Raw genomic sequence first — 23,295 nt, 5'->3', positions numbered from 1 at the left:
TTCATTCAGGTTTGTTTTATACCCACAGATTTAGTGATTGGTTTACGCCACCGATTGTGAGAATCTTGGCTTTCTATTTGTGGCAAGAGGGAATTTCTCATGTTAAAAATAATGACCAGCGCCTTACCTCATCAATTGTCGTTTCTTGAACGTATCATCCATATTACTCAACAAAATGAGCACTTCGCAGGCTTGTCAATAACAGGCTCAGCATCCACTAATGAATTAGACCAATATAGCGACCTTGATTTTGTGCTGGCTGTTAAACCTGATAGCTACGATATGCTATATACCCAGCGTCAAGTCCTCGCGAAATCATTTGGTGAGCTATTGGCGTGCTTTACTGGCGAGCACGTAGGTGAACCCAGAGTATTGATATGTTTGTACCAAGAAGGGGAAGAATTACTCCATGTGGATTTGAAATTTGTTGCGCTACCCGATGTGGCTCAGCGCGTCGATAACCCCATAGTACTTTGGGAAGAAGAAAGTCAGTTAACCCGTCTTTACCAAAGTGATGAAGGCCATTACCCCATGCAAGACCTGCAGTGGTTTGAGGATAGGTTTTGGGTGTGGATACATTACGGTGCGGCCAGAATCGGCCGAGGCGAATTTTTTGAAACGTTGGCGTTTATTTCTTTTTTGCGCCAAACGGTAATCGCACCATTAGCCAAAAAAGCCCATGGGTTTGAGCCTAATGGCATTCGCCGTATTGAACAGCAACTACCTGAATTAGCGTCTGAGTTGCAGGGTATACTGCCCCATTTCGATAAAGCCAGTCTGCAAACCTGTTTATATGCACTTGCTGATATCTATATTCATTACAGAGAGATGTTGAGCTCGGACACTAGGGTGCTTGGTCGTGAAGGTAGCACTGTTCATGTTAACCACAAAGCGCAGAGCGCAGCGTTAGATTACTTAACGGCGATTTAACGTGCTGCGCAGCGAGAGGGACTTTGCATGCGCAGTGTTTATCCCAAAATGAAACGCTCATTATTGCGAGCTTAAATCGCAAACTTAACGAATTCGCCGTGTCCATGTTTTGTGCGCTCTCACCTGCAGCATAACCGCGTAGGTAAATGAATAGCGACACTCATTCATACTTTCAGTGTTTATGTGAAGCATCGTCTGTATGCGCTACTCGTCTTACACGCTATTGAATTTACGCCCCAAGCCCCAAGGTTTATTGTGTTCTCCGTCTGTATCAATGTGGGTTGAATGGTCGGGGTAGGTATTCATGCTTGTCATAATTGATAAGTTCGTAACACGATTAAGGAGCTGTTTAATGGAAGATGTTTTCTCAACGAATATCAATGTATCTGAGTTATTGGACCATGCATTGTCGCTCGTATTGACTTACGCCCCAAAATTGCTTTTAGCCATTGTCACCTTGGTGGTGGGTTTATGGTTAATCAATCGCTTTGTCGCCATTCTAGATAAAAGACTGGGTAGAAAAGACCCCACCCTCAATAAGTTTCTGTGCGGGTTAATCAGTGCCGTGTTGAAGGTGATGTTACTGATTTCAGTTGCCTCCATGATAGGCATAGAAACCACGTCGTTTATTGCGGTTATAGGTGCAGCAGGTCTAGCAATCGGTCTGGCGTTGCAGGGCAGTTTGGCCAATTTTGCTGGTGGCGTTCTGATTTTAATTTTCAAGCCGTTTAAAGTGGGAGATACCATTGAAGCGCAAGGGTATATCGGATCAGTTAGCGAAATTCAGATTTTGTATACTGTGGTAAATACCTTTGATAATCGTCGTATTGTTATTCCTAACGGCAGTTTATCGAACGCCACCCTAGTGAATATTAGCGCCTATGATAAGCGTCGTTGCGATATGACGTTTGGGATCGGCTACGGCGACGATATTGATAAGGCAAAAGACATCTTGAAACGTTTGTTCGAAGAAGATGAACGTTCGTTAACTGACCCTGCACCTAGGATCAGCGTAGGTGGCTTGGGTGACAATTCTGTCGACTTGATGTTTCGCCCTTGGGTTGCCACTGACGATTTATGGCCTTACTACTGGGACATGCAAGAGAAGGTTAAAAAAGCCTTTGATAAAGAAGGCATTAGCATTCCGTTTCCGCAACGAGATGTGCATGTTTATCAGACAAAGGAATAGCACCTAAACTGATCGAGCAGTAGGCTGGTATGGTTTGTCCCGCTGCTCTTTATTTTACTAAGGGCAACATTACTTTGTTGCCCTTGCATTCACCGCTACCAAAAAAATCGTCAAATAATGTCCCTAATAAAGACCATTTTTACGGCAGTGCTTGGCTGACTCTTTCGTTTCAAATCTTGGTATTGACCACATTATATTCAGTGATCTAAATGTAAATACACGCAATTGCTTCCATCATTGTAAATATCGCATATCGCATATCGCATATCGCAATATACCTAGCGAGATGTTACTCCCATTTGTTCGTCATTTTGACGTTATTCTTTTTTCACAAAAACAGGCGCCATCAAGTGACTCACTTATCGGCTAAGATCATGATGAGGGCTGTTTGAAAAGTGTACTAATCAACGCTTTTAATCGTTAGAGACGAAATAATTTGTTTACGAAGTAATCGTCTATTATTGAGTCTTTTAACGTGATAATCGTCGGTCTAGTTGCATTTAAGTTGATATTTATAAAGATAATTCTATTATTATCTTGATCACACAGTCATTTTGCTTTGTGTTCGATTGATTTGTATTGAACTTATTTTTGCGCTTTGACGCTATTTAATTAATATCAAGCTCTAGAATAATAATTAAACGCCAAGATCGTGTCAAAAAATGCACATTGAGACACAAAAACTAGACCACACAAGGCCAATAAAGAATGAAAATATCTAAGTTAAGCTACGCGGTCGTTGCCGCGCTTGCGACCACTCCTGTGCTTGCACAAGAAACACCTGCTAAAACAGGTAAAGCAAGCATAGAAACGATTGAAGTGACCGCAACAAAACGCTCAGAGTCCATTCAGGATATTCCTGTATCTGTGACTGCGCTAAACGGTGAGGCATTGGAAAATCTCGGTGTGGATAATTTTCAAGAATACGTCGAGTTTTTGCCTAATGTAACCTTTCAAGGAACAGGGCCTGGTCAGAACGAAATTTATATTCGTGGTGCAGCGACCACCCAAAGTAACATCTCAGTTTCCTCGGTACAGGCATTGCAACCCTCTGTGGCATTTTACTTGGATGAACAACCTGTTTCTATGCAGGGGCGTAACCTGGATATTTACGCCACCGATATGCAGCGCATTGAAGTACTGCCTGGGCCACAAGGCACGCTGTTTGGAGCTAGCTCGCAATCAGGTACAGTACGGTTAATCACCAAAAAGCCAGACCATACAGGTTTTGCCGCAGGTGTGGATACCAGTACGAGTTTCACTAAAGGTGGTGAAATGAGTAATTCTGTAGAAGGGTTTATAAACTTCGCAGTATCAGACGACCTTGCCTTTCGCGTAGCGGTCTACTCTGATAACCAAGGTGGATGGATAGATAACATTCGTAACGACCCTGCCAACGGCGGTTATATCGGCAGCGCTGTAGTCATTGATAGGATCTCTGGTGGTGTGCTAAGCGACCCTGAAAATACGCCGGTTATTTCACCTGAAAACGATGCATTAGTGGAAGATGACTTTAACGATGCGGTTTATTCAGGTGCGCGTTTTGGTTTGTCTTACATTATCAACGAAGATTGGGACTTATTGGTTCAACATACCCAGCAAACCCTTAGCACAGAAGGCGTATTTGCGTACGATCCTAACTTAGAGGGTGAAACCTCAACTAACCGCTTTGTGCCTGAAGACAACGATGACGAATTCGGTTTGACTACCTGGACCCTAGAAGGGCGTTTAGACAAACTAGATATCGTTTACACAGGTGGTTACCTAGACCGCTCAATTGACTCAACGATTGATTATACGGGTTACACCAACGGCGGCTTATTCTCGGCTTATTACGTGTGTAATTATGGTGGCGATGTAGCGCCAGAAGATGAGATTTGCTTAGATCCGACTAAGTATTACAAGGAAAAAACCGACAGCACGCGTATAACGCACGAGTTGCGTTTTAATACGCCAACAGACAATGTATGGCGCCTAACTGCGGGGGTGTTTTACGATGAACAAGATCTCAATTCTGTAGGTAAGTTTAATATCGCTAATACGGACAAGTTCGACGATTTAGCCCGCACCTTAGTGGGTTCTGAGGGGGTTAACTCAACAAGTCAACCTTTTGAGCCTAGCATCAGTTTTGTGAACGATATTCAACACGCAATTGACCAAATCGCAGTGTTTGGCCAAATAGAATACGATTTAACCGACGATATTACCGCAACGTTTGGTGCTCGCTGGTATGAAATTCAAGATACTTATAAAGGCTCCACTACGACTGTTGATGTTAGTCGACGTTTACGTGCGTTCGGTACCCAAGATCCAGCTGAATTAGCGGCATCTGATCTGGATGATGGTGTGATTGCTGCAATAGAAAGCGGTCAACTTGAAGTTGATTTACTCGATGGTGATGGCACATTAACCGTAGACGATGTGATTTTGAAAGCGTCAGTAGACTGGAAGGTAAACGAAGATATCTTGGTATTCGCCACCTATTCTGAAGGTTTCCGTCCGCCTGTAACCAACCGCGTAGGTGGTGGTTTAGCGACGAATCAAACAGGGGCGTTTGAAGACTTCCGTATTCCAGTGTATTCAACAACCGATGAGTTAGATAATTATGAGTTCGGTATTAAAGGTGACTTCCTAGACGGTATTTTACGGGTGAACGCCACGGCGTATTACTCTGAAATTTCCGACTTGCAGACGTCACGTTATGACCCAACCAATATTAGCTTTTTGGTGTTTACTGATAACGTAGGGGATGCTGAGATCCGCGGTCTTGATGCTGATTTAACTTGGTTGGCTACTGACAACCTTGTCATCAACGCGGCGTTTAGTGTGTTAGACACTGAGCTAACGAGTATTAACGCTGCATTAGATGGCATTGCGCCACCTGTAGGCAGCAAACTACCTTACTCGGCTGACTTTTCAGGGAATATCCGTGCGCAATACTTCTATGAGTTAGAAGGTGGGTTAACGGGTTATATCAACGGCTCAATTAGTTACACGGGTGATCGCTTAGCCAGCATGTCAATGGATGCTTACGCCCTTGAAGACGCTGCTCAGCTAGTTTATGGCACGGGAACAGGTTTAAGCATTGAACGTGAAGCCGCAGTGTACGAAGGGGTAACCTTTGCCGATTCAAACGGTGAGACTATCCAAGGTGGACGCTACATACAAGATAGCTACATATTGGCTAACCTTGCTTTTGGTATCACCAATGATGAATGGAAAGCGGAAATCTTTATTGATAACCTAACCGACAAGAGCGCCATTTTGTACATCGATGCCCAGCAGTACACGCCTAAAATAGTGTCTAATAGACCGCGTACCGTGGGGTTACGGTTGTCTTACGACTTCTTTTAATCTGACCTAAAGACGTTAGTAATACAGAAAAAGGCAAGCCCAGTTCGGCTTGCCTTTTTTAATCTGGCTTGTATGCAACGGTCCGCCGTCGCAAGGTAATAGCTCTTTACTACAAAGCGGGTATAGAGAATTAGACGAGCAAGAACACGTCTTCAACGAACCAGACTTTAATCATTGAATTCACGAATACAAACGGAGTGGCAATTTGAGTAACCAGAATACACCTCAAGCGCACGCAGTAACCCGCGAGGTGATAAATGGCATAAAAGCGCAGATTCAACAGGCCAAATTTAGCCAAGCAATTACCGCGTGTCAGCGACAGCTGGAGAATCAATTAATGCCGCCCGAACGAAGTGAATTACTGTATTTGTTGGTCGTGGCCCAGCGTTTAAATGGCGATGTGCAGCAAGCGTTAGCTTCAAACGCTCGTTTACTCGAAAGTAATCCAGAGCATGCACGTGCATGGCAAGAAAATGGTTATATATATGGCGCACTACACGAGCCACAAAAGTCGGCACAGGCGTTTTATCAAGCGACCCAACTAAATCCCGCATTGTTATCGAGTTGGCGCGCATTGCACCCCATCTATACTCAGCAGGGGAACGAGAGGGCGGCGACGATAGCTCAAGGACAAATTGACTACTTAGCAGCGTTACCCAAGCCGATTCTCGGAGCGAGAGATTTAATGTGCGAGGGTGATTTGCACAGTGCAGACAAAGTCTGCCGGCAGTTTCTGCAAGCCAATAAACATCACCCAGAAGCCATGTTATTGCTGGCAGAAATTGGTATTCAACTCAAGGTATACGGGGAAGCGGATTTTATCTTAAGCAGTTGCTTAGCTTTGTATCCAGATCACAGTGCGGCAGGTTTAACTTATTTGCAATTACTGGCAAAAATGGCCAAGTTCGACGACGCAAAAGTATTAGCGGATAGGTTGCTCGCTAAAACACCAGACAGCACCGTTTTACTGAGTGCAAAAGCCAGTGCTATGGTCGGTCTAGGCGAGGTGGAAGACGCTATATCGATTTACCAAGGCGTGCTGGCGAAGAATGAAGCGCAACCAGGGATCCAAATTCTATTAGGCCACGCGTTAAAGGCATACGGTGATTTACCCGGCGCAATCAATGCTTATCAATCTGCTTATCGTTTTAATCCTGAATTAGGGGATGCGTACTGGAGCTTAGCCAACACCAAAACCTATCGCTTTAGCCATGCTGAACTGGCTGCTATGGAACAACTCGTGACGCAAAAGAAGGTTAGTCAAAATGATAAAATTCATTTGCATTTTGCGCTAGGTAAATCCCTTGAAGATCGACAAGACTATGGCGCTGCGTTTAAGCATTACGCGCGGGGGAATCAGCTCAAGCAACAGCAAATCAAATACCAACCTGAGGTGTTTGAAAAGCAGGTGGCTAAACAAATAGATACCTGCGACGCAGAATTATTTGACCGTTTAAAAGCGGTGGGCGAGCAAAGTAGTGACCCCATTTTTATCGTCGGCTTACCCAGAGCGGGCTCTACTTTACTTGAACAGATCTTGGCATCTCATTCTCAAGTCGATGGCACCATGGAGCTACATGACATATTGGGCTTAGCCTCAAAGCTGCAAGGTCAAAAGCAACAATACCCGCAAATACTCGCCAGTCTAGATACAAATTATTTTGCTCGTTTCGGGCAGAAATACTTAAGCGATACTCAAGTTTATCGAGCGGGAGCGGCGTTTTTTATCGATAAAATGCCAAATAACTTTTTGCATATCGGCTTAATTAAATTGATATTGCCTAACGCTAAAATAATTGACGCCAGACGCGATCCGATGGCCTGTTGTTTTAGCGGTTTTAAGCAGTTATTTGGTGACGGCCAAGAGTTCTCTTACGCCCTAGAGGACATTGGTCGCTATTACCGAGCATATGAAAAACTCATGGCTCACTGGGACACAGTGTTGCCTGGCTTTGTATTACGCGTGCAACATGAAAGCCTGATTGATGATTTACACGGACAGGTAAAGCGCATTTTGGATTTCTGCGGCTTACCATTTGAGCAGCAGTGTATTGATTTTCACAAAACAGAGCGAGCAATTAAAACCCCGAGTTCGGAACAAGTTCGGCAACCTATTTATCGCTCTGGAATGGAGCAATGGAAGCACTTTGATGCCCACCTGCAACCGTTGAAAAATGTCTTAGCAGCAGGTTAAAACCGCTGTTTATTGGGGGTTGGTATTAACAGCTTAACTATCGCTATTCAAACTGATAGTTAAGCAACTCAATATCTTTTTTATAATGTTTTGCTACGGTTTCGATAGATTCATCATCATAGTAACAGCGATAATCTTTCTTGCGGTCCGTTGCTTTTCGTTTATGGGGTAGGCAATTATTTTTCAAACCAAGCTGTTTGCCGATGGTATTAAAATCGTCTTTCAACGTTTCATAACGACCAATAAAGTCGACTATGATGTTCCCTTCTAAATCCACTAAGTGATCACTTTGTAACTTAGTCGCGATATCAAAATGAAAGATATAAGGACGAGAGGGGGCAAATTTGTATTTGATAAACCCACTGAAATTTTTAATTCCTTTAAGTTGATGGGGTTTCTCACGTTGAATATGGTGATAAGAAGAAACTTGCAAATCCCAAGGATTGCGTACAAAGCCGAATTTATACAGTTGATTGAAAAAGTTGTCTGGGAGCATCTCTTTCGCCGCTATCACGCCTGAATGTCGCGGGAATTTAGTCGCAGTTGTATGCCCAGAAAAGTTACTTAACTTATGACAAGGAAACATAAGGTAGTACATAGGGTCGTGCCAACGTAACTTATTCAGCACTGAGCGAACACTAGTACCGCCCGTTTTAGCAATATGTATATATAAAAACTTGTAGCGGTGATTCAGTAGCATATTTTCACTCATTTCAAAATCGCTCTAGCGAAACTGCCAGAAAGAAAGTCTCAGCATTGACGTTAACAAACGGCTAAGCGAAATCGAATAGGGTGACATGATAATGCTGAACATCTCCACGTTTGTGTAAAGGAATGTCAGCGTAATACTGTGAATAAGGCGATAAAGAACTGACAAAGAAAAGTCAGTGCGGTTTAAAGGCTAGGCATAGTTTGATTAACAAGGGCTAGCCTTTAAAGGGTTGGCATTTTCCAATTATGTCGTTTTAGCTTAAACGATACCGCCATTTGCTCTTAATACTTGGCCGTTAATCCATGCGCCGTCTGGGCCAACTAGAAATGCCACTGCACGGGCGATATCGTCCGGCGTGCCTAATCTTTCTAGTGGGCTCATGTTGGCCAAGCGGTCGATCAGTTCTTGGGATTTTCCATCCAAAAATAAGTCCGTGGCTGTAGGGCCAGGCGCTACTGTATTGACCGTAATCTCTTTGCCGCGCAGTTCTTTACTTAAAATCGCACTCAGGGTTTCTATTGCTGATTTTGTCGCGGCGTAGATGCCATAGTTTTCCAATTTTAAGCCGACTACGCTGGTGGACACGTTCACAATACGCCCCCCATTTGGCATGCGGTTAGCGGCTTGTTTAAGGGTGTTGAACGTGCCTTTCAGGTTAACCGCAATTTGCTCGTCGAAATGCACCTCTTCACTTTGTGCAACCGGTGCATTGATCATCATCCCTGCGTTATTGATTAATACGTTTATAGGACCTAGTTCGTTTTCAATGCGATTGAACATTTGCGTCACGTCGTCCGAGTTGGCGACATTACATTGAATGGCAAAAGAGTGGCCGCCAGCTTCTTTTAATTCTGCTACCAAGGCGTCTGCTGGTTCGGGGTTTTTAGAATAGTTGATCGCAACAGCAAAGCCATCTGCAGCTAATCTACGCACAACTGCAGCTCCGATGCCTTTTGAGCCCCCTGTGACTAACGCGACTTTGGATAATGACATGTTCGACTCCTAGTAAAATGGTTAAAAACGAAACCAGCTTACAGAGTTAATCCGATAAGATGATAAATGGAAAATGAATCTTACAATTTCTTGGATAAGTTGTGTTCATCATCGGCTCGCCATGCTTGCTGCACATGGACTTTTACCCCGGTTTTACTCACACAATTTGGAAGTAACTGTTGAAAACTAAGCCAAATACGAGAGTGATTAACCGATAGAATCAATTCGTTTTTTTATAGCAACTTCACGGCTCAAGAATAGAAATCCATATCATCCGCCATTGTTTTGATCTTGCACCTAGCCACTGGGCAGTATGTTCAACAAAAATAACGATACCTTTACAATTGTTAACAATTAACTAATAATAATTTTCTTTACTACTATTTGAGTTGTTAGATGCTGTTTCGTTGTGTTTTGTGTGCATTATTATTGCAGCCTATTGGGGTCGTGGCTAAACCAGAAAAATTGTACTGGGGTCATGTATATGAAACCAGTGAACCACTGCACAAATGGGCGCTATGGGCTGCAAAGCAAATAGCCGAGCGCACCAATGGGCGCTACGAAATAGATGTATTTCCGGTTTCTATGTTAGGTAAAGAAGCGGCACTAAATGAAAGCCTTCGCTTAGGCAGTGTGGATATTATCTACACGGGAACAAGTTTCATTGCCCAGCTCTATCCGCCTTTTGCGATTACCGATATGCCGTATATTTATACCGGATTTGAGCATTGGGTAAAATTTAACAATAGCACTTTGTTTAAAGAGCTGGCGCAAGGCTACAGTGAGAAAACCCAAGGTAATCATATTGTTGCTAACAACTATTATGGTGAGCGTCATGTCAGCGCCAATGTGCCCGTTAACGAATTAGCAGATATGCAGGGGCTGAAAATACGTGTACCTAACGCCAGGATATTCAGATTGTTCCCTCAGGCGGTCAATGCGAACCCCACACCTATTGCATTTTCTGAAGTGTATATGGCTTTGCAGCAAGGGGTTGTTGATGCGCAAGAAAACCCGTTACCAACCATAAAAGCTAAAAAACTGTTCGAAGTGCAAAAACATATCAGCCTAACGGGGCATATGCTTGGCTCTAATGTCACTATTGTTAGTCAGCGCCGCTGGAAACGCTTGAGCCCAGAGGATCGACTCATTTTCGAACACGTATTACAAGAAGCGGCTTTGAAGGTTTCTCAAGAAACGCGTGCCCACGAAGCAGAATTGATCACTTGGTTTGAACAGCATGGCGTTAGCGTGCATCAGGTAAATAAAACTGTGTTTCGCCAAGCAACATTGCCATTGCACAAGCCCTTTATCACCACGATAGGTCAGCAAAATTACGACCGTCTCTTGCAATTAAATCCAGTAGAAGAATAGATTATGTCTCTGATTGATAGTGAAACGCTTCCGAGTGAAACATTGACGCCCACGCAAGCGTTTAAAAGTGAAGATATCTTAAGTTTGATCATATTTTGGGGCTTGGCTATTTTATTGTTTGCGCAATTTTTTAGTCGCTATGCTTTGAGTGCATCATTAGGTTGGTCTGAAGAAATTGCCCGTTATCTGCTTATTCTACTGGCTTTTTCGGGGGCAAGTATTGCCAGTCGCAACGATGCGCATATTGGCGTTACCTTGTTGCACCGTTATCTATCTGTCAAAGCGTTGAATATCACTAAAATGTGCATTGCTATGCTCAATCTACTTGTGGTCTTGCTGTTGCTGTTTTACGCAGGGCAAATCGCTATTTCACTGCACGCCTACAGCCTAGCTTCTTTGTCTATTTCAATTGGTTGGGTTTATGCCCTGATGTGCGGTTGTTTGTTACTTATGCTCGTACGAAGTGCAATGGTGGTGAAGACGAGTTGGCGTGCAGTATGCTTTTCATTCTCGCAAAAGGTGCTAAAGCAATGATTGTTCTTGTGTTGTTTATATCCCTCATTGTGCTTATCGCTATCGGTACTCCTGTGGCGTTTGCATTGATCCTTTCTTCATTGTTGGCCATTTCGCTGGATGGAGATATACCAAATTTAGTGGTGCTGCACAGCATGGTAGGCGGGATGAATAGTTTTCCTTTGTTGTCTATTCCCTTCTTTGTGCTGGCGGGGGCCTTAATGAACTCAGCCGGCATCACCCAGCGAATATTTGATTTTGCCAATGCGCTAGTAGGGTGGTTGCGCGGTGGTTTAGGGCACGTCAATGTTGGGGCATCAATTCTGTTTGCGGGTATGTCAGGTGCGGCGGTTGCCGATGCAGGTGGGTTAGGCGCCATTGAAGTCAAAGCCATGCGGGATAAAGGTTATGACGCAGGCTTTGCTGTTGGAGTAACGGCCGCATCGTCAACTATAGGGCCGATTATTCCGCCTAGTTTGCCGCTGATTATTTACGCTGTAATGTCTTCAGCTTCTATCGGTCAGTTATTTGCCGCAGGGATGATCCCTGGGCTGATCATGGCGCTTGCGTTGATGTTGATGGTGGCTTGGTATGCCAAGAAACGCAATTATCCGAAGGATTCTGGTTTCTCTGTGCTGCGCTGCACGACAACATTTAGCCGCGCGTTTTTATCCTTGATGACCCCTGTGTTGATTATTGGTGGCATATTGTTTGGCTTGTTTACCGCGACAGAAGCGGCGATTGCAGCAAGTGCGTACGCATTATTTTTAGGTGCCCTTGTGTACCGCACACTCACGATTAAAAAACTTCTGGCGTTAAGTATTGAAACCATTGAAACGACAAGCATTATTATGTTGATTATAGGCGGTGCCGCGATTTTTTCTTGGGTGCTGACCACGCAACATATCACGGAAAACTTCACCCAATGGATGCTTGCGTTTACTGACAGTAAAGTGGCGATATTATTGCTGATCACCTTGATCTTATTCATTGTTGGTTGTTTTATGGAAACCATAGCCGCGATCACGATCTTGACCCCAGTGTTGCTACCCGTCGCGGTGAGTTTAGGCATAGATCCCGTTCATTTTGGGGTCATGATGGTGTTGAACTTGATGATTGGTTTGTTAACTCCCCCTGTCGGTATGGTGCTCTATGTCTTATCTAGGGTGACGCAGGTCCCATTCGAAACGTGCGCTCGGGCAACATTCCCTTTTTTAGTGCCACTGCTTTTTGTTTTACTGCTCGTCACCTTTATCCCGCAGCTGACGCTGTGGTTACCATCAGTGTTATATCCGTAAACTTGTAAAAAGAATCATGCTCATGGGCAAGATGGGCGTGCTAGCGACACTTTAAAATACTTAGAAACTAACGCTATACTGGCTGCCCGTTTTTTCGATGTATTGCTGCAATGAATAACAGTCTAAGTATCCGCGCTTACACTAAGCAACTTCAAAGTCATGTGCATCACGCGCACCATCAACTGGTGTTGCCGGTACAGGGAAGCATCGTCATTGAGATGAGCTCCTATGTGGGGCAGGTGACGGTAGGAGAGTGTGTGGTGGTGCCAAATGGCACTGAACATGGATTCAAAGCGGATGAAGCAGCACGCTTTATTGTTGCCGACTTAGATACCTTACCTCTTCATTTACTCAACAGTGGTTTAGCGGTGTTTTCTATTTCCCCTGTGTTAACCAGTTTCTTGCAGTTTATAGAAAAGCAATTACAGCACCAGGTCGACAGCGGGATTGAGCGCTCCATTCTCGACGTATTTAGCATGTTGCTTGAACAGCAACAGGCTTCTCAAACGCTTGATAAACAAATGCGCACCGTTCAAAGCTGGATCAACGCACATCTTGAACAACCTATGAGTATCGACAAGTTGGCACGATTAGCCTGTTTAAGCTCAACCCAATTCAAAAAACGTTTTAAAGCCAGTTTTTCTAAGACTGCTCAGCAGTATATTACTGAACTTAGAATGGAGAAGGCCAAAGCTTTATTAGCACATACTGATTTACCGGTACAACTGGTCGCTGAAAAGGTGGGTTATGGCGACCTTTCAGCCTTTAGCCGGCGATTTTCGCTCTACGTGGGTATGTCTCCCCGGTCTTTCTCCCAAGGCAAATAATACGTCTGTTCAACCAAACCTTGCGTCTTTTTAGCAAAGTATTTGAATATTGGCTTACTTATACTTTGGACCATGTTGAAGGCAAAAATAAAGGCGGACCATGATAGTTAATCGAGTTGGGCTTTCTCCATATCAGTGTGGAGCAACGGCTATTTTATTCGCTGCCGTTCTATGGGGAACAACCGGAGTAGCGGCGAGCTTTGCTCCTAATATTAGCCCTCTAGGGATTGGCGCTTTTGCTATGGGAGTAGCCGGCATAATTCAAGCGGGTTTGGCTTATAAAAAGTTGAAACTGCAATTTGCTTGTTTGGTGCAGCAAAAGCATATTTTGCTATTGAGCGCGTTAGCGCTAGCGATTTATCCACTCGCGTTTTATAGCTCGATGCGCTTGGCCGGTGTCGCGGTAGGTACCGTTGTATCGATTGGCAGTGCCCCTTTGTTTGCTGCCTTGTTGGAGTATCTTTTTAACAAGACTCTTTCCCTAACGAAACGCTGGTTAAGCAGTGTAGTAATTGGCCTAATCGGCATCGCTTTACTCGCTTTTGGTGAGCCACATATGCCCGACTTGTCGTCGCTCGGGCAAGCAGCCGAGCACGTGTCTGAGCAAGTTGCAGGACAAGGCACTGCACATACAGTGCAACATCGTCAATTTTGGGGGATTGCCTTAGGTTTATTGGCGGGGTTGACCTACGCGAGTTATGCGTGGGCGGCGCGGGCCATGATTGATAGCGGCGTGCACTCTCAAGCTGCTATGGGCGGCATTTTCGGTCTAGGGGCCTTGTTGTTGCTACCGTCACTGTTTTTTACTGGCGATAATTTATTTAGTTCTACAGGCAACGCCTTGGTATCAGTATATATGGCGCTAATCCCCATGACATTGGGCTATATCGCCTTTGGCTATGGTCTCAGGCACATCAATGCAAGCAGTGCGTCTTTGCTTACATTAATGGAGCCTGTTGTCGCGGCTATTCTGGCTGTACTGATTGTTGGCGAAGTCATTTCTCCCTTGGGTTGGTTCGGTATGCTGCTCATTATGGTTTGCTTATGGATCCAAGCCACAGAGAAGCGTGCTGGTGGTTCTATTAGGCGCCAGCAATAATATCGATGGAAAGTTAGCGTTAGACTTAACCGTATGTATTGACTTTTATAGTATCAAATGCGAAATTTCATATATATGATATATCGAATTTGTGTTGAGGCGCATAGTCACTCATTTAGTTAATTACTGAACATAGGAGCGCTAGATTTATGGTCGTTATACATCACAACCCTGCTTGTGGAACATCGCGAAATGTACTGAGTATTATTCAAGATGCTGGTTATCAACCTGAGGTTATCGAATACTTAGAGGAAGGTTGGACACGTCCACAATTGTTGGCCCTGTTCGCGGCTGCTAATCTCTCACCGCGAACCGCCCTGCGCACGACTAAATCACCGGCCAAAGAACTTGGCTTATTAGATGAAGACGTGAGCGATGAGGCAATTTTGGACGCAATGTTGATGCATCCGCTATTAGTCAATCGCCCTATTGTGTGCACTGAAAAAGGCGTTAAGTTGTGTCGCCCAAGTGAGCAGGTTCTCGATTTGCTTGCTCAGTGGCCGCCGGGTCCATATAAAAAAGAAGATGGTGAGCTGATTATTGATGGCAATGGGGGGCGCGTCTCCGGCTAATCAGGTGAGAGCTTGTACCTGATACGAAAAAGCGCCCTCAGGGGGGCTTTAAAGGTATTGAGTGTTGCAACAAATAGTATCGTCATAAATGTTACGGCTATAAAGAGCGCTGGCTTACACAGTGCTTTCATACACAGTGCTTTCATACACAGTGTTTTCATAAAAAGCACGGCAAATAGCGCTCGCGCCTATTCGCCAACGGCCTGAGATTTTTCAGGGGCGTCTGTACTGGCCCTAGCGACACCTAAATGCATTTTTAAGAATGCATCCATCTCGGTAAATACCCGATGGCGATTGCGTTGAATTGAGAGGTAATGATCGCCGTTTTCGAGCTCTATATACTTTACCTGCTTGTCTAAATCTTGAAGTTCACTATACATCTGGCGACTTTGATAGACGTCTACCACGCGATCATCTTCACCGTGCAGTAGCAAGATGGGGATCTTGATGTTAGCAGCATTGTGATAAGGTGAACGTGCTTCTAAATCATCTTTATCTTCACCTATTTGTTTTCGCACAAACTTCTTGTTTAAAAAGTGACGACTTTTGCTGACCAAGCGCTTTAAATCCATTACACCTGCAAAGCTAATGGCACATTGAAATAAGTCTGGGGTTTTGGTGGCAGCCATAGTTGCGGCATAGCCTCCATAGCTCGCACCTACAATACACATACGCTTAGGATCAGCGATTTTCTCATCCACTAACCACTTTGCTGCATCAGTTATGTCATCTTGCATGGTTAAACCCCAACCTTGCATTTGACTATCAGCGAACTGTTTACCATAGCCTGAAGACCCTCGAAAGTTAGGGCGAAACACGGCATAACCACGGTTGATGAAAAATGATGTCCAGTAGTCAAAGCCACTGTATTCACGCGCTCCTGGGCCGCCATGGGGATGAATAATTGTCGCGATTGGGCCGTCAGTTGTTTCAGGCAGCGTTAAGTAGCCTTCAATTTTTACGCCATCGCGTGCTGTATAGCTGACCAATTTATGGTTACTCGTCATGAACGCATGTAATCCAGGGTATTGCTGGAATATCATATTTAGCGTTCTATCAGGTCGATTGCCTAGTAAATAGGCTCCGGGTACAAAATCGTTCTCAGTGTAAAGTAGGTAGCTCTCTTCACTACGGCTAAAGTCAACTAGGTAGTTACTGGTATCAGGCAAGGCCGAGTCCAATGCATCTTGAAACTTTTTATAGTTATCGTCCCAATAAATACGACCCGTCGGGCTATTAGAGTGATAGATACCAATGACGTCGTTGAGCTTAGTTGAGTAGATTAGTGAACCATCAACGTCGTATTCAGGATCTTCAAAAACCAAGGTAGATTCTTGTGTAGTGAGATTCATTTTATACAAAGCCTTTTTATCGCCCTTGTAGGCACTGTAAAAAAGCATATTAGGATCTTTGGCAAAACCTAACGGATTAATGCCTACTTCTTCTAAGGCGTTATGTTCATACATCTTTTCCCAGTCTTCTTTGCCTGGTAAACGGTAACGTATAGAGGCTTTACCTGTTTTGTAGCTAAGCGCTTCGCCTAAACGAACGTTTCCTTGACGGTCAGCCATCCAGCTTCGCACCTGCATTTTTCCTTTTTGAACGCGCGATCTGCGACCCGAATTAACGTTTACTTTATATACCGATGGTAGGTTCGCCACATCGAGATCCAGTGCCATTAAAATATGATCTGGGTCATTGGGTAAGAATGAGACAACCGTATCTTGAAACTGGGCGTTGTGCTCCTTAGAGCGTCCACCTCTTGGTTTAAATAGATTACGTTGTTTAATCTCTTCTTCATCGACATCAATAGCGATTAAGCGTGTCTCTGTGAACTTTACAGATCTCTCTTTGCTGGCAAAACGTATGCTGACTATCAAGGTGTTTTCATTGGCCCATGTGAACCAATTTACTTTGACCTTTTCATTGTCAGATTTCACCAGCATTTTTATGGCGTTGGTTTTCACATCTAACAGTGAAAGCACTGATATTTCAGGATTAAGATAATTTTTGATAAAGGCGATTCGCTCACCATCAGGCGATAAATTCGGTTTTACGACCGAAGGTAAGCGACTAAATTGTGAGGGGGGTAATTGTGCACCGAAAGCGGGCATACCGACTAGCTGGCTAAAGATCAAAAAAAGCGCGACGTGCGCAGCCTTAGCATTCCTTTTCATTTTATTACTCCTTTAATGCGACTTCGTCACAGATACTAACACTGTCTTTATAAACGGACACTGGTTTTTGGGTGATTTTTATACCGAACATCCTTGGGTTTGTTTGCAGAAGGCCCCTATTAAGAGAATCTTTTACGGAGAGAATGAGAATTTAGGAATTAATTATTATTAATGAGGAATATCTATAATAATCATGAATTTAACATGTCAGTCTTCTTTACAGTTAAAAATGATGTGTTATCTAACATGTTGATAATTATAATTTTATTAAACTGGCTGATTTATTGCTTATGGGCTTCGCGCTAAATTATCCCGATGCGCGTAAAAGTTCTTATAAATCAAATGGAAGTAGTAATGAAACTGATATCAAAAAATAAAATATTCTTAATGCTAGGTTTAGCCCTATCCAGTGCACAGGCGAGTGCCACGGTCATCGGGGGGGAGCCTACGCAAAATCTCGGTGCCATCAGTTTCACAGAAAGTTACGCAGATGGACTTGGGCGCTACGCGGTGACCAATGAGCTAGAAAATAGTTTACTCGTAGGGTTTGGTGTAACCAATATTGATACGACGGCAAAGATTGAGACCGTTGAAGATTGGGGCTCATATGTTGAAAGTAGTGGTGCCGGAAACGTTGGTGACAATTATTTCTATTATGAAGCCTATACGATAAATGCTGAAAACTGGGCAACGCAAGTGCTCTATATAGAAGAAGCTAACAGTAATAATGATGGCGGTGGTTTCTACAACCCAGCAGAATATACTGCGCAAGATCTTTATGGAGATATCGATAGCTTCTTCACAAACGGTGAAAACACCCTGAATTGGTATTCTGCTAATGATGGGGCGCTTTGGGGAGGAAACACGTGGGATGGTTTTGTGTTCGAAGGAAACCAGCCGGCTTCTTCACTCTATGGCATTCTAACTTCTCAAGATGAGAGTGCACCTACTGTTTTTGCCAACGGCATCACGCCGACGAGTGTCACCACAACACCAGATGCGACCAATGTACCTGCCCCTGGCACGTTAGCTTTACTAGCACTTGGCTTATTTGGCGTCGTGTTACGCCGTCGAAAATAGTTATTATGTTTTTGATTGCTATTCGTGGCTCGCTACTTTAGAGCAGCCACGAAGACGTAATGCCGATTCCAATAAATAGTTGCTCTCTCAGAATTATTTAATGCAGTTGGTATATGAAGAAACCGCTAGCGTCACCATTGAGCTAGCGGTTTTTTTTAGAGAGACATATTAACAGGCCTTTTTCTTTTTACGCCACTTCTTTTTATACGCCGGCTTGGTGGAGGCAAGGCCTGCAAACTGGCTGGTATCGATGCGCTGACTGGCGTGAATTAACTCGCCTATGGTGTGCACAAGTGGTTGCATAAAATCTTGATAGCGCATTTGGCGCTGAGATATTTTATCCAAATTCGCTTCCCAAATGGCGGTCATATCAGGCAAGGTTGATTCACTTGGCAGGGCGTTTACTAACGCCTTACCTGTGGGGGTGGCGTGTATTTCTTTGCCACTTTTTTGCATAAATTGGCGCTTAAACAGTAAATCGATAATCGAGGCTCGGGTTGCTTCTGTGCCTAAACCGTCTGTGTCTTTAAGAATTTTCTTGATGCTAGCGTCTTGCACATACCGGGCTATGCCGGTCATGGCGGCAAGTAAGGTGGCTTCGGTAAAATGCTTAGGGGGCGACGTTTGCTTTTCGACTAGCTGAGAGTCAATACAATCGAGCGCTTGGCCTTTTACCAAAGAGGGTAGAGCTGGCTCGTGCTTAGGCTCACCCTGCTTCGTCAATACCAACCAGCCTTTATCCGTGGTGGCTTTTGCTTTGGCTATAAAGGTTCCGCCTGCGATGGTAATGACAGCAGTTTGTTCTTGATACTTGTGGGGGCCATAAAACTGCATGATGTACTGGGTGGCAATCAACTGATAAATTTTTGCTTCATCACTACTTAAGCTTGATATCGCCTTGCTGCGAGAAGTGGGAATGATCGCATGGTGAGCGTCTACTTTGCTGTCGTTCCAGGCTTTAGACTTGAGCTTGCTATTAGCATTGTCCACAGCCGTTTTCTGATCAGGAGCATTGGCTTTAATCGCACTTAATACTTTTGGCGCTTCACTGAAATGCTCCATGGGTAAATACCGCGAATCAGAGCGAGGGTAGGTAATTAACTGGTGTCGCTCGTACAAAGACTGGCACACATTCAGCACCGCCTTAGGGGATAAGTTGAAGCGTTTAGCTGCGTCGATTTGTAGCGCTGACAAGTTGTATGGCAGCGGTGGAGGACTTTGTTTGTCTTTCACTGTGTATGATTCGACGACCCCTGGCTGGCCGCGGGTTTTATTCACTACCGTTTCAGCAAGCCTTTTAACAATCACCCGACCTTCTTCGTCTTGATAGGGCTCGCAGGCTGCACTGGGTTGCCATTTTGCATTAAAGGTTTGGGGAGGTTGCTCGATTTGAGTGGCGAGTGTCGCCATGACTTCATAGAAGGGCTTTGACTCAAATTGTGCTATTTCTGCGTCCCGTCTGACCACTAAACCAAGTACCGGTGTTTGTACTCGGCCCACAGACAACACACCTGAGTACCCGCCGCGCTGGCCGAGAAGAGTGTAAGCGCGGGTTAAATTTAGACCATACAGCCAATCCGCTCTTGAGCGTGCAAGGGCTGAAATGGATAAGCCTGTAAATTCGCGATTCGGGCGGATATTCGTTAAAGATTTTTTAACCGCATTAAGGTTTAAATCGTTGATCAACAAGCGCCCAGCATTATCGATAATGTCGCGTTTTACCTTGCAGTAGGTGATGACTTCATCGACCAGAAGTTGGCCTTCGCGGTCTGGATCACCTGCATTAATCACTTTGGTGGCTGTTTTCAATAAGCGCTTTATCACTGACAACTGTTTACTGGTGCCTTTTTTGGGAACCAATATCCAGTCTTGGGGCACTATGGGTAAATGCTGTAGCGCCCACTTTGCAAATGCTGGGTCATATTTGTCTGGTTCTGCTTGTTCAAGTAAGTGGCCGATACACCAAGTTACGCAGTCGCCATTAGCAAGCTTAATATAGCCGTCATTTTTCTGTTGTTGCCCACTGAAACCTTGTGCAATGGCGCGGCCTAAGCTGGGCTTTTCGGCTATATATAAGATCATAAAAGGAAAATTGTCTACGATAGAACTGTATGTAATGACAGTAGTGTAGCAATAAAAACTCTGCGGGTGTAGTTACCGGGTTATGAGCATTGGTTGCAGGGCTACGCTTTCTCATATCGTTTGTACCATAGCCAATAAGTGCTAATGGGATACCGTATTCATTAAACATCAAATAAAAGTAGTGTTTTGTTTTCCACTTCGTATAATAATTGTTAACAAATTACAATTATCAATGTGGTGGAATATGGAAAGCAGCAAGATGAACAAGACTACTAGCAAGGGCTTATCAAGACGAGATGCGCTGAAATTTGTTGGCGCTGGGGTTGGGGTTGGCGTACTTGCTGCAAGTGCAGGGTGTGCAAACTCCCTTAATTCCAGTCAAACCGTTGCAACGACCACTAAACCCGTAAAAACGCCAATAGACAGCCAAGACCCTTGGCAGCAGACCCATAATCGGGTTTGGTTAGGTGGTGAATATTGGGCGAACCCTATGGAGGATTGGCGGGTAAAAGATGGGCATGCCCATTGTATTAATCCTGGTGGGAATCGCAGTATTCATTCACTTACCCATCAGCTCGCCAATTCACAGGGGAATTTTACCCTCAGTGTGCGTATGCAGAATATGTCAGAGAACCCCAATGATGGCGGTGGGGGCGTGCGCTTAGGCGCGCGCAGTGAGATAAATGAATACAAAAGTAATTGTTTCGTGCGTGAAGGTTTTGATATTGGGGTAGTGAAAAACACCTTAGTCATAGGGGGCGAGCGCATTACATTATCGCAAGATATTGCTAGTCAGTCAGTGGATTTAATCATTACGGGTACGCCTCAGGTTGGGGCTATGTTGCTTGATGTTAAGGTGCAACTTTCGAGCTCTCAAACTGAACTCGGTGCACATTCTTTGCTGGTTTCAGCCGATGAGATCCTAGGAAATGTTGCCTTGGTAAGTAATTTTGCGTTACCAGCCACTGACTTTCAAACAGACGCACCAGAGCATAACGGTAGTCGTTATCGGTTTAGCCGGTGGCGAATGTCAGGAGATGCCTTCGAGTACTCTGATGAACATCGCTTCGGTCCTATTCTGTGGACTATGTACACCCTGAGTGACTCTCAAAGTGAAAAAGGATTTGTACTCAAACTTAGTGCGTTACTTGGCCCTATGGGGGAGAAAGACAACCAAACTGTTGAACTTCAAATCAAACGTGACGGACAGTGGCAGACAATCGGACATAGCCAAATTGACCCGGCGGCATCACTCGCGACCTTTACCCAAGATAATTGGGATGAGCGCCAAAACACTGCTTTTCGTGTGATATACAATCAGTTACATAAAGATGGCTCCCAAACACCTGATATCTATTTGGGCACCATTCAAGCTAACCCTGATGATCGTCCGTTACGTATGGCGTCGTTGACGTGTCAAAACGATTACGCTTTTCCGTACGCGCCGGTGGCTGAAAACTTACAAAAGCTTGACCCAGATTTGGTGTTTTTCTCTGGGGATCAATTATACGAGCACCATGGTGGTTATGGGTATGTCAGGGCGCCAGCTGATCGGGCAACCCTAAATTATTTGCGTATGTACTATCAGTTTGGTTGGTCCTTTCGGGAAGTCATGCGCCACCGACCAACAGTATGCTTGCCTGATGATCATGACGTATTACAAGGTAATTTGTGGGGAGAGGGTGGGGCACCCATGCAGCATATTGAACGTGACCCCTCTGCAAGTATTTTGGGAGGCTATATTCAGCCTGTATCTATGGTGAATGTAGTACATAAAACGAATACCGCGCATCACCCAACAGGGTTTGATACGAGTCCCAACCCGAGCGGCATCAGCAGTTACTATGGAAGCCTAGTGTATGGCAATGTAGGGTTTGCAATCTTGGCTGACCGGCAATGGAAAAGCGCCCCTGAAAGCATAGGTGTGGTGGTGGGGGAAACGGGGCAAGAGGAAGCTCCGGGGTATATCAACCCTGATTTTGATGGTCCCGAGTTGGCATTACTCGGGAAACGTCAAGAAGCTTACTTAGAGCAATGGGCGCAAGACTGGCGTGGTCACGAACTGAAGGCGGTGCTGAGCCAAACGGTATTTGCCGGTATTGCCACACATCAACCTCGCCCTGATCGATACTTGAAATATGACTTTGATAGCAGTGGCTGGCCTGCAACCGCACGAAATAATGCTATTGATATCATGCGTGCGTCAGCTGCTTTGCATATTTGTGGTGATACACATTTAGGCACCTTGTCACAATATGGTGTCAATCAGCAGCGAGATAGTAATTGGGCATTTTGTAGCCCTGCGATAGCGGCAGGGTGGCCGCGCTGGTGGAAACCTGATACGGTGGGCTTTGAGGTGAATAATCGCCCAGAGCATGGTTTAAGTAATACGGGTGAATATTTGGATGCGTTCGGTAACAAGATGTATGTTTACGCAGTTGCAAATCCATTGGTTGGCAAGTCAGGGAACCGGTATGTGCAGGCCCATGAAAAAGGCAGTGGCTTTGGAATGATTACTTTTGATACAAAAGCATTAACCTACACCATGGATGCCTACAAGTTTTTAATTGATGTAAGCGATAATAAAGCTTCAAATCAATATGAGGGCTGGCCTGTCACCATTCATAAAGAGGAAAACGTGGGTAAAAATCGATTGAGTTAGCATTATACCAATCCGCATTAATTAGCCACTCAGCAAAAATTTAATTTCATAACCGGGCGTAACAGGTTGCGCCCTCCCTCCTCAAAACGTTAAAAGCCTTTAACTATCTTTGTCACATTTTATTTTTCGTTAGAACTTTTTGTTCAAAAAAAATGCTTTTTTCTTTTTTGTCTATTTACAAAAACTTTACTTTCTTATTTTTCGTCGACTAAAAAAACACCAGTTATTTTCGTTCAACT

16 protein-coding genes are annotated in these 23,295 nt (G+C 44.4%); 12 read left to right on the top strand and 4 right to left on the bottom strand.

Annotation, left to right across the window (positions count from 1 at the left end):
- Positions 1 to 99 precede the first annotated feature (99 nt).
- The 4 genes from FX988_RS09335 (at position 100) to FX988_RS09320 (ending at position 7,667) form a co-directional block, all read left to right on the top strand.
- Positions 100 to 930 (top strand): aminoglycoside 6-adenylyltransferase, encoded by an 831-nt coding sequence (locus tag FX988_RS09335; protein ID WP_160179392.1) that lies wholly within the window; start codon positions 100 to 102, stop codon positions 928 to 930.
- Between the two features lie 352 nt (positions 931 to 1,282).
- Positions 1,283 to 2,119, top strand: a complete 837-nt coding sequence (locus FX988_RS09330) for a mechanosensitive ion channel family protein (protein WP_160179390.1) — start codon at positions 1,283 to 1,285, stop codon at positions 2,117 to 2,119.
- A 708-nt stretch (positions 2,120 to 2,827) separates the two neighbouring features.
- Complete coding sequence (locus FX988_RS09325) at positions 2,828 to 5,473, top strand: TonB-dependent receptor (protein ID WP_160179388.1); 2,646 nt, start codon at positions 2,828 to 2,830, stop codon at positions 5,471 to 5,473.
- 205 nt (positions 5,474 to 5,678) lie between these two features.
- A complete protein-coding gene (locus FX988_RS09320) occupies positions 5,679 to 7,667 on the top strand; it encodes a tetratricopeptide repeat-containing sulfotransferase family protein (RefSeq protein WP_160179386.1) in 1,989 nt (662 codons plus the stop codon).
- A 43-nt stretch (positions 7,668 to 7,710) separates the two neighbouring features.
- Here FX988_RS09320 and FX988_RS09315 read toward each other — a convergent pair whose 3' ends face one another.
- Both FX988_RS09315 and FX988_RS09310 read right to left on the bottom strand, forming a co-directional pair.
- Complete coding sequence (locus FX988_RS09315) at positions 7,711 to 8,367, bottom strand: sulfotransferase family 2 domain-containing protein (RefSeq protein WP_160179385.1); 657 nt, start codon at positions 8,365 to 8,367, stop codon at positions 7,711 to 7,713.
- A 270-nt stretch (positions 8,368 to 8,637) separates the two neighbouring features.
- Positions 8,638 to 9,372 (bottom strand): SDR family oxidoreductase, encoded by a 735-nt coding sequence (locus FX988_RS09310; protein WP_160179383.1) that lies wholly within the window; start codon positions 9,370 to 9,372, stop codon positions 8,638 to 8,640.
- 396 nt (positions 9,373 to 9,768) lie between these two features.
- Here FX988_RS09310 and FX988_RS09305 point away from each other — a divergent pair, with 396 nt between their 5' ends.
- From FX988_RS09305 to arsC, 6 genes are all read left to right on the top strand, one after another.
- Positions 9,769 to 10,746 (top strand): sialic acid TRAP transporter substrate-binding protein SiaP, encoded by a 978-nt coding sequence (locus FX988_RS09305; RefSeq protein ID WP_160179381.1) that lies wholly within the window; start codon positions 9,769 to 9,771, stop codon positions 10,744 to 10,746.
- 3 nt (positions 10,747 to 10,749) lie between these two features.
- A complete protein-coding gene (locus FX988_RS09300) occupies positions 10,750 to 11,280 on the top strand; it encodes a TRAP transporter small permease (RefSeq protein WP_160179379.1) in 531 nt (176 codons plus the stop codon).
- Positions 11,277 to 12,557: a TRAP transporter large permease gene (locus tag FX988_RS09295; RefSeq protein ID WP_160179377.1), complete on the top strand. Its 1,281-nt coding sequence runs from the start codon at positions 11,277 to 11,279 to the stop codon at positions 12,555 to 12,557. The genes FX988_RS09300 and FX988_RS09295 overlap by 4 nt, the downstream gene beginning before the upstream one ends.
- A 110-nt stretch (positions 12,558 to 12,667) precedes the next feature.
- The gene (locus FX988_RS09290; RefSeq protein ID WP_160179375.1) at positions 12,668 to 13,384 is read left to right on the top strand and encodes an AraC family transcriptional regulator; all 717 of its coding nucleotides are present in this window, start codon (positions 12,668 to 12,670) and stop codon (positions 13,382 to 13,384) included.
- A 100-nt stretch (positions 13,385 to 13,484) separates the two neighbouring features.
- Positions 13,485 to 14,483 (top strand): DMT family transporter, encoded by a 999-nt coding sequence (locus tag FX988_RS09285; RefSeq protein WP_160179374.1) that lies wholly within the window; start codon positions 13,485 to 13,487, stop codon positions 14,481 to 14,483.
- A gap of 149 nt (positions 14,484 to 14,632) precedes the next feature.
- Entirely contained in the window at positions 14,633 to 15,055 is a 423-nt protein-coding gene (gene arsC / locus FX988_RS09280; protein ID WP_160179372.1) for an arsenate reductase (glutaredoxin), read from the top strand.
- A 188-nt stretch (positions 15,056 to 15,243) separates the two neighbouring features.
- Here the strand turns inward: arsC and FX988_RS09275 are convergent, their stop codons facing one another.
- Positions 15,244 to 17,232: an alpha/beta hydrolase family protein gene (locus tag FX988_RS09275; RefSeq protein WP_160179370.1), complete on the bottom strand. Its 1,989-nt coding sequence runs from the start codon at positions 17,230 to 17,232 to the stop codon at positions 15,244 to 15,246.
- Between the two features lie 354 nt (positions 17,233 to 17,586).
- Here FX988_RS09275 and FX988_RS09270 point away from each other — a divergent pair, with 354 nt between their 5' ends.
- The gene (locus tag FX988_RS09270; protein ID WP_160179368.1) at positions 17,587 to 18,312 is read left to right on the top strand and encodes a PEP-CTERM sorting domain-containing protein; all 726 of its coding nucleotides are present in this window, start codon (positions 17,587 to 17,589) and stop codon (positions 18,310 to 18,312) included.
- A gap of 168 nt (positions 18,313 to 18,480) precedes the next feature.
- On the opposite strand, the gene FX988_RS09265 is transcribed toward FX988_RS09270, so the two are convergent.
- Positions 18,481 to 20,394, bottom strand: coding sequence for a DNA topoisomerase III (locus FX988_RS09265; protein ID WP_160179366.1), 1,914 nt, complete (start codon positions 20,392 to 20,394; stop codon positions 18,481 to 18,483).
- Between the two features lie 244 nt (positions 20,395 to 20,638).
- Here FX988_RS09265 and FX988_RS09260 point away from each other — a divergent pair, with 244 nt between their 5' ends.
- On the top strand, positions 20,639 to 23,056 hold the full coding sequence (locus tag FX988_RS09260; protein WP_160179364.1) for an alkaline phosphatase D family protein: 2,418 nt from the start codon (positions 20,639 to 20,641) through the stop codon (positions 23,054 to 23,056).
- Positions 23,057 to 23,295 lie beyond the last annotated feature (239 nt).

The organism is Paraglaciecola mesophila (assembly GCF_009906955.1).
In the GTDB taxonomy this organism is placed as follows: Bacteria; Pseudomonadota; Gammaproteobacteria; order Enterobacterales; family Alteromonadaceae; genus Paraglaciecola; species Paraglaciecola mesophila_A.
Note: the sequence above shows the minus strand (reverse complement) of the source record. Positions and strands in the feature narration are given on the sequence as shown.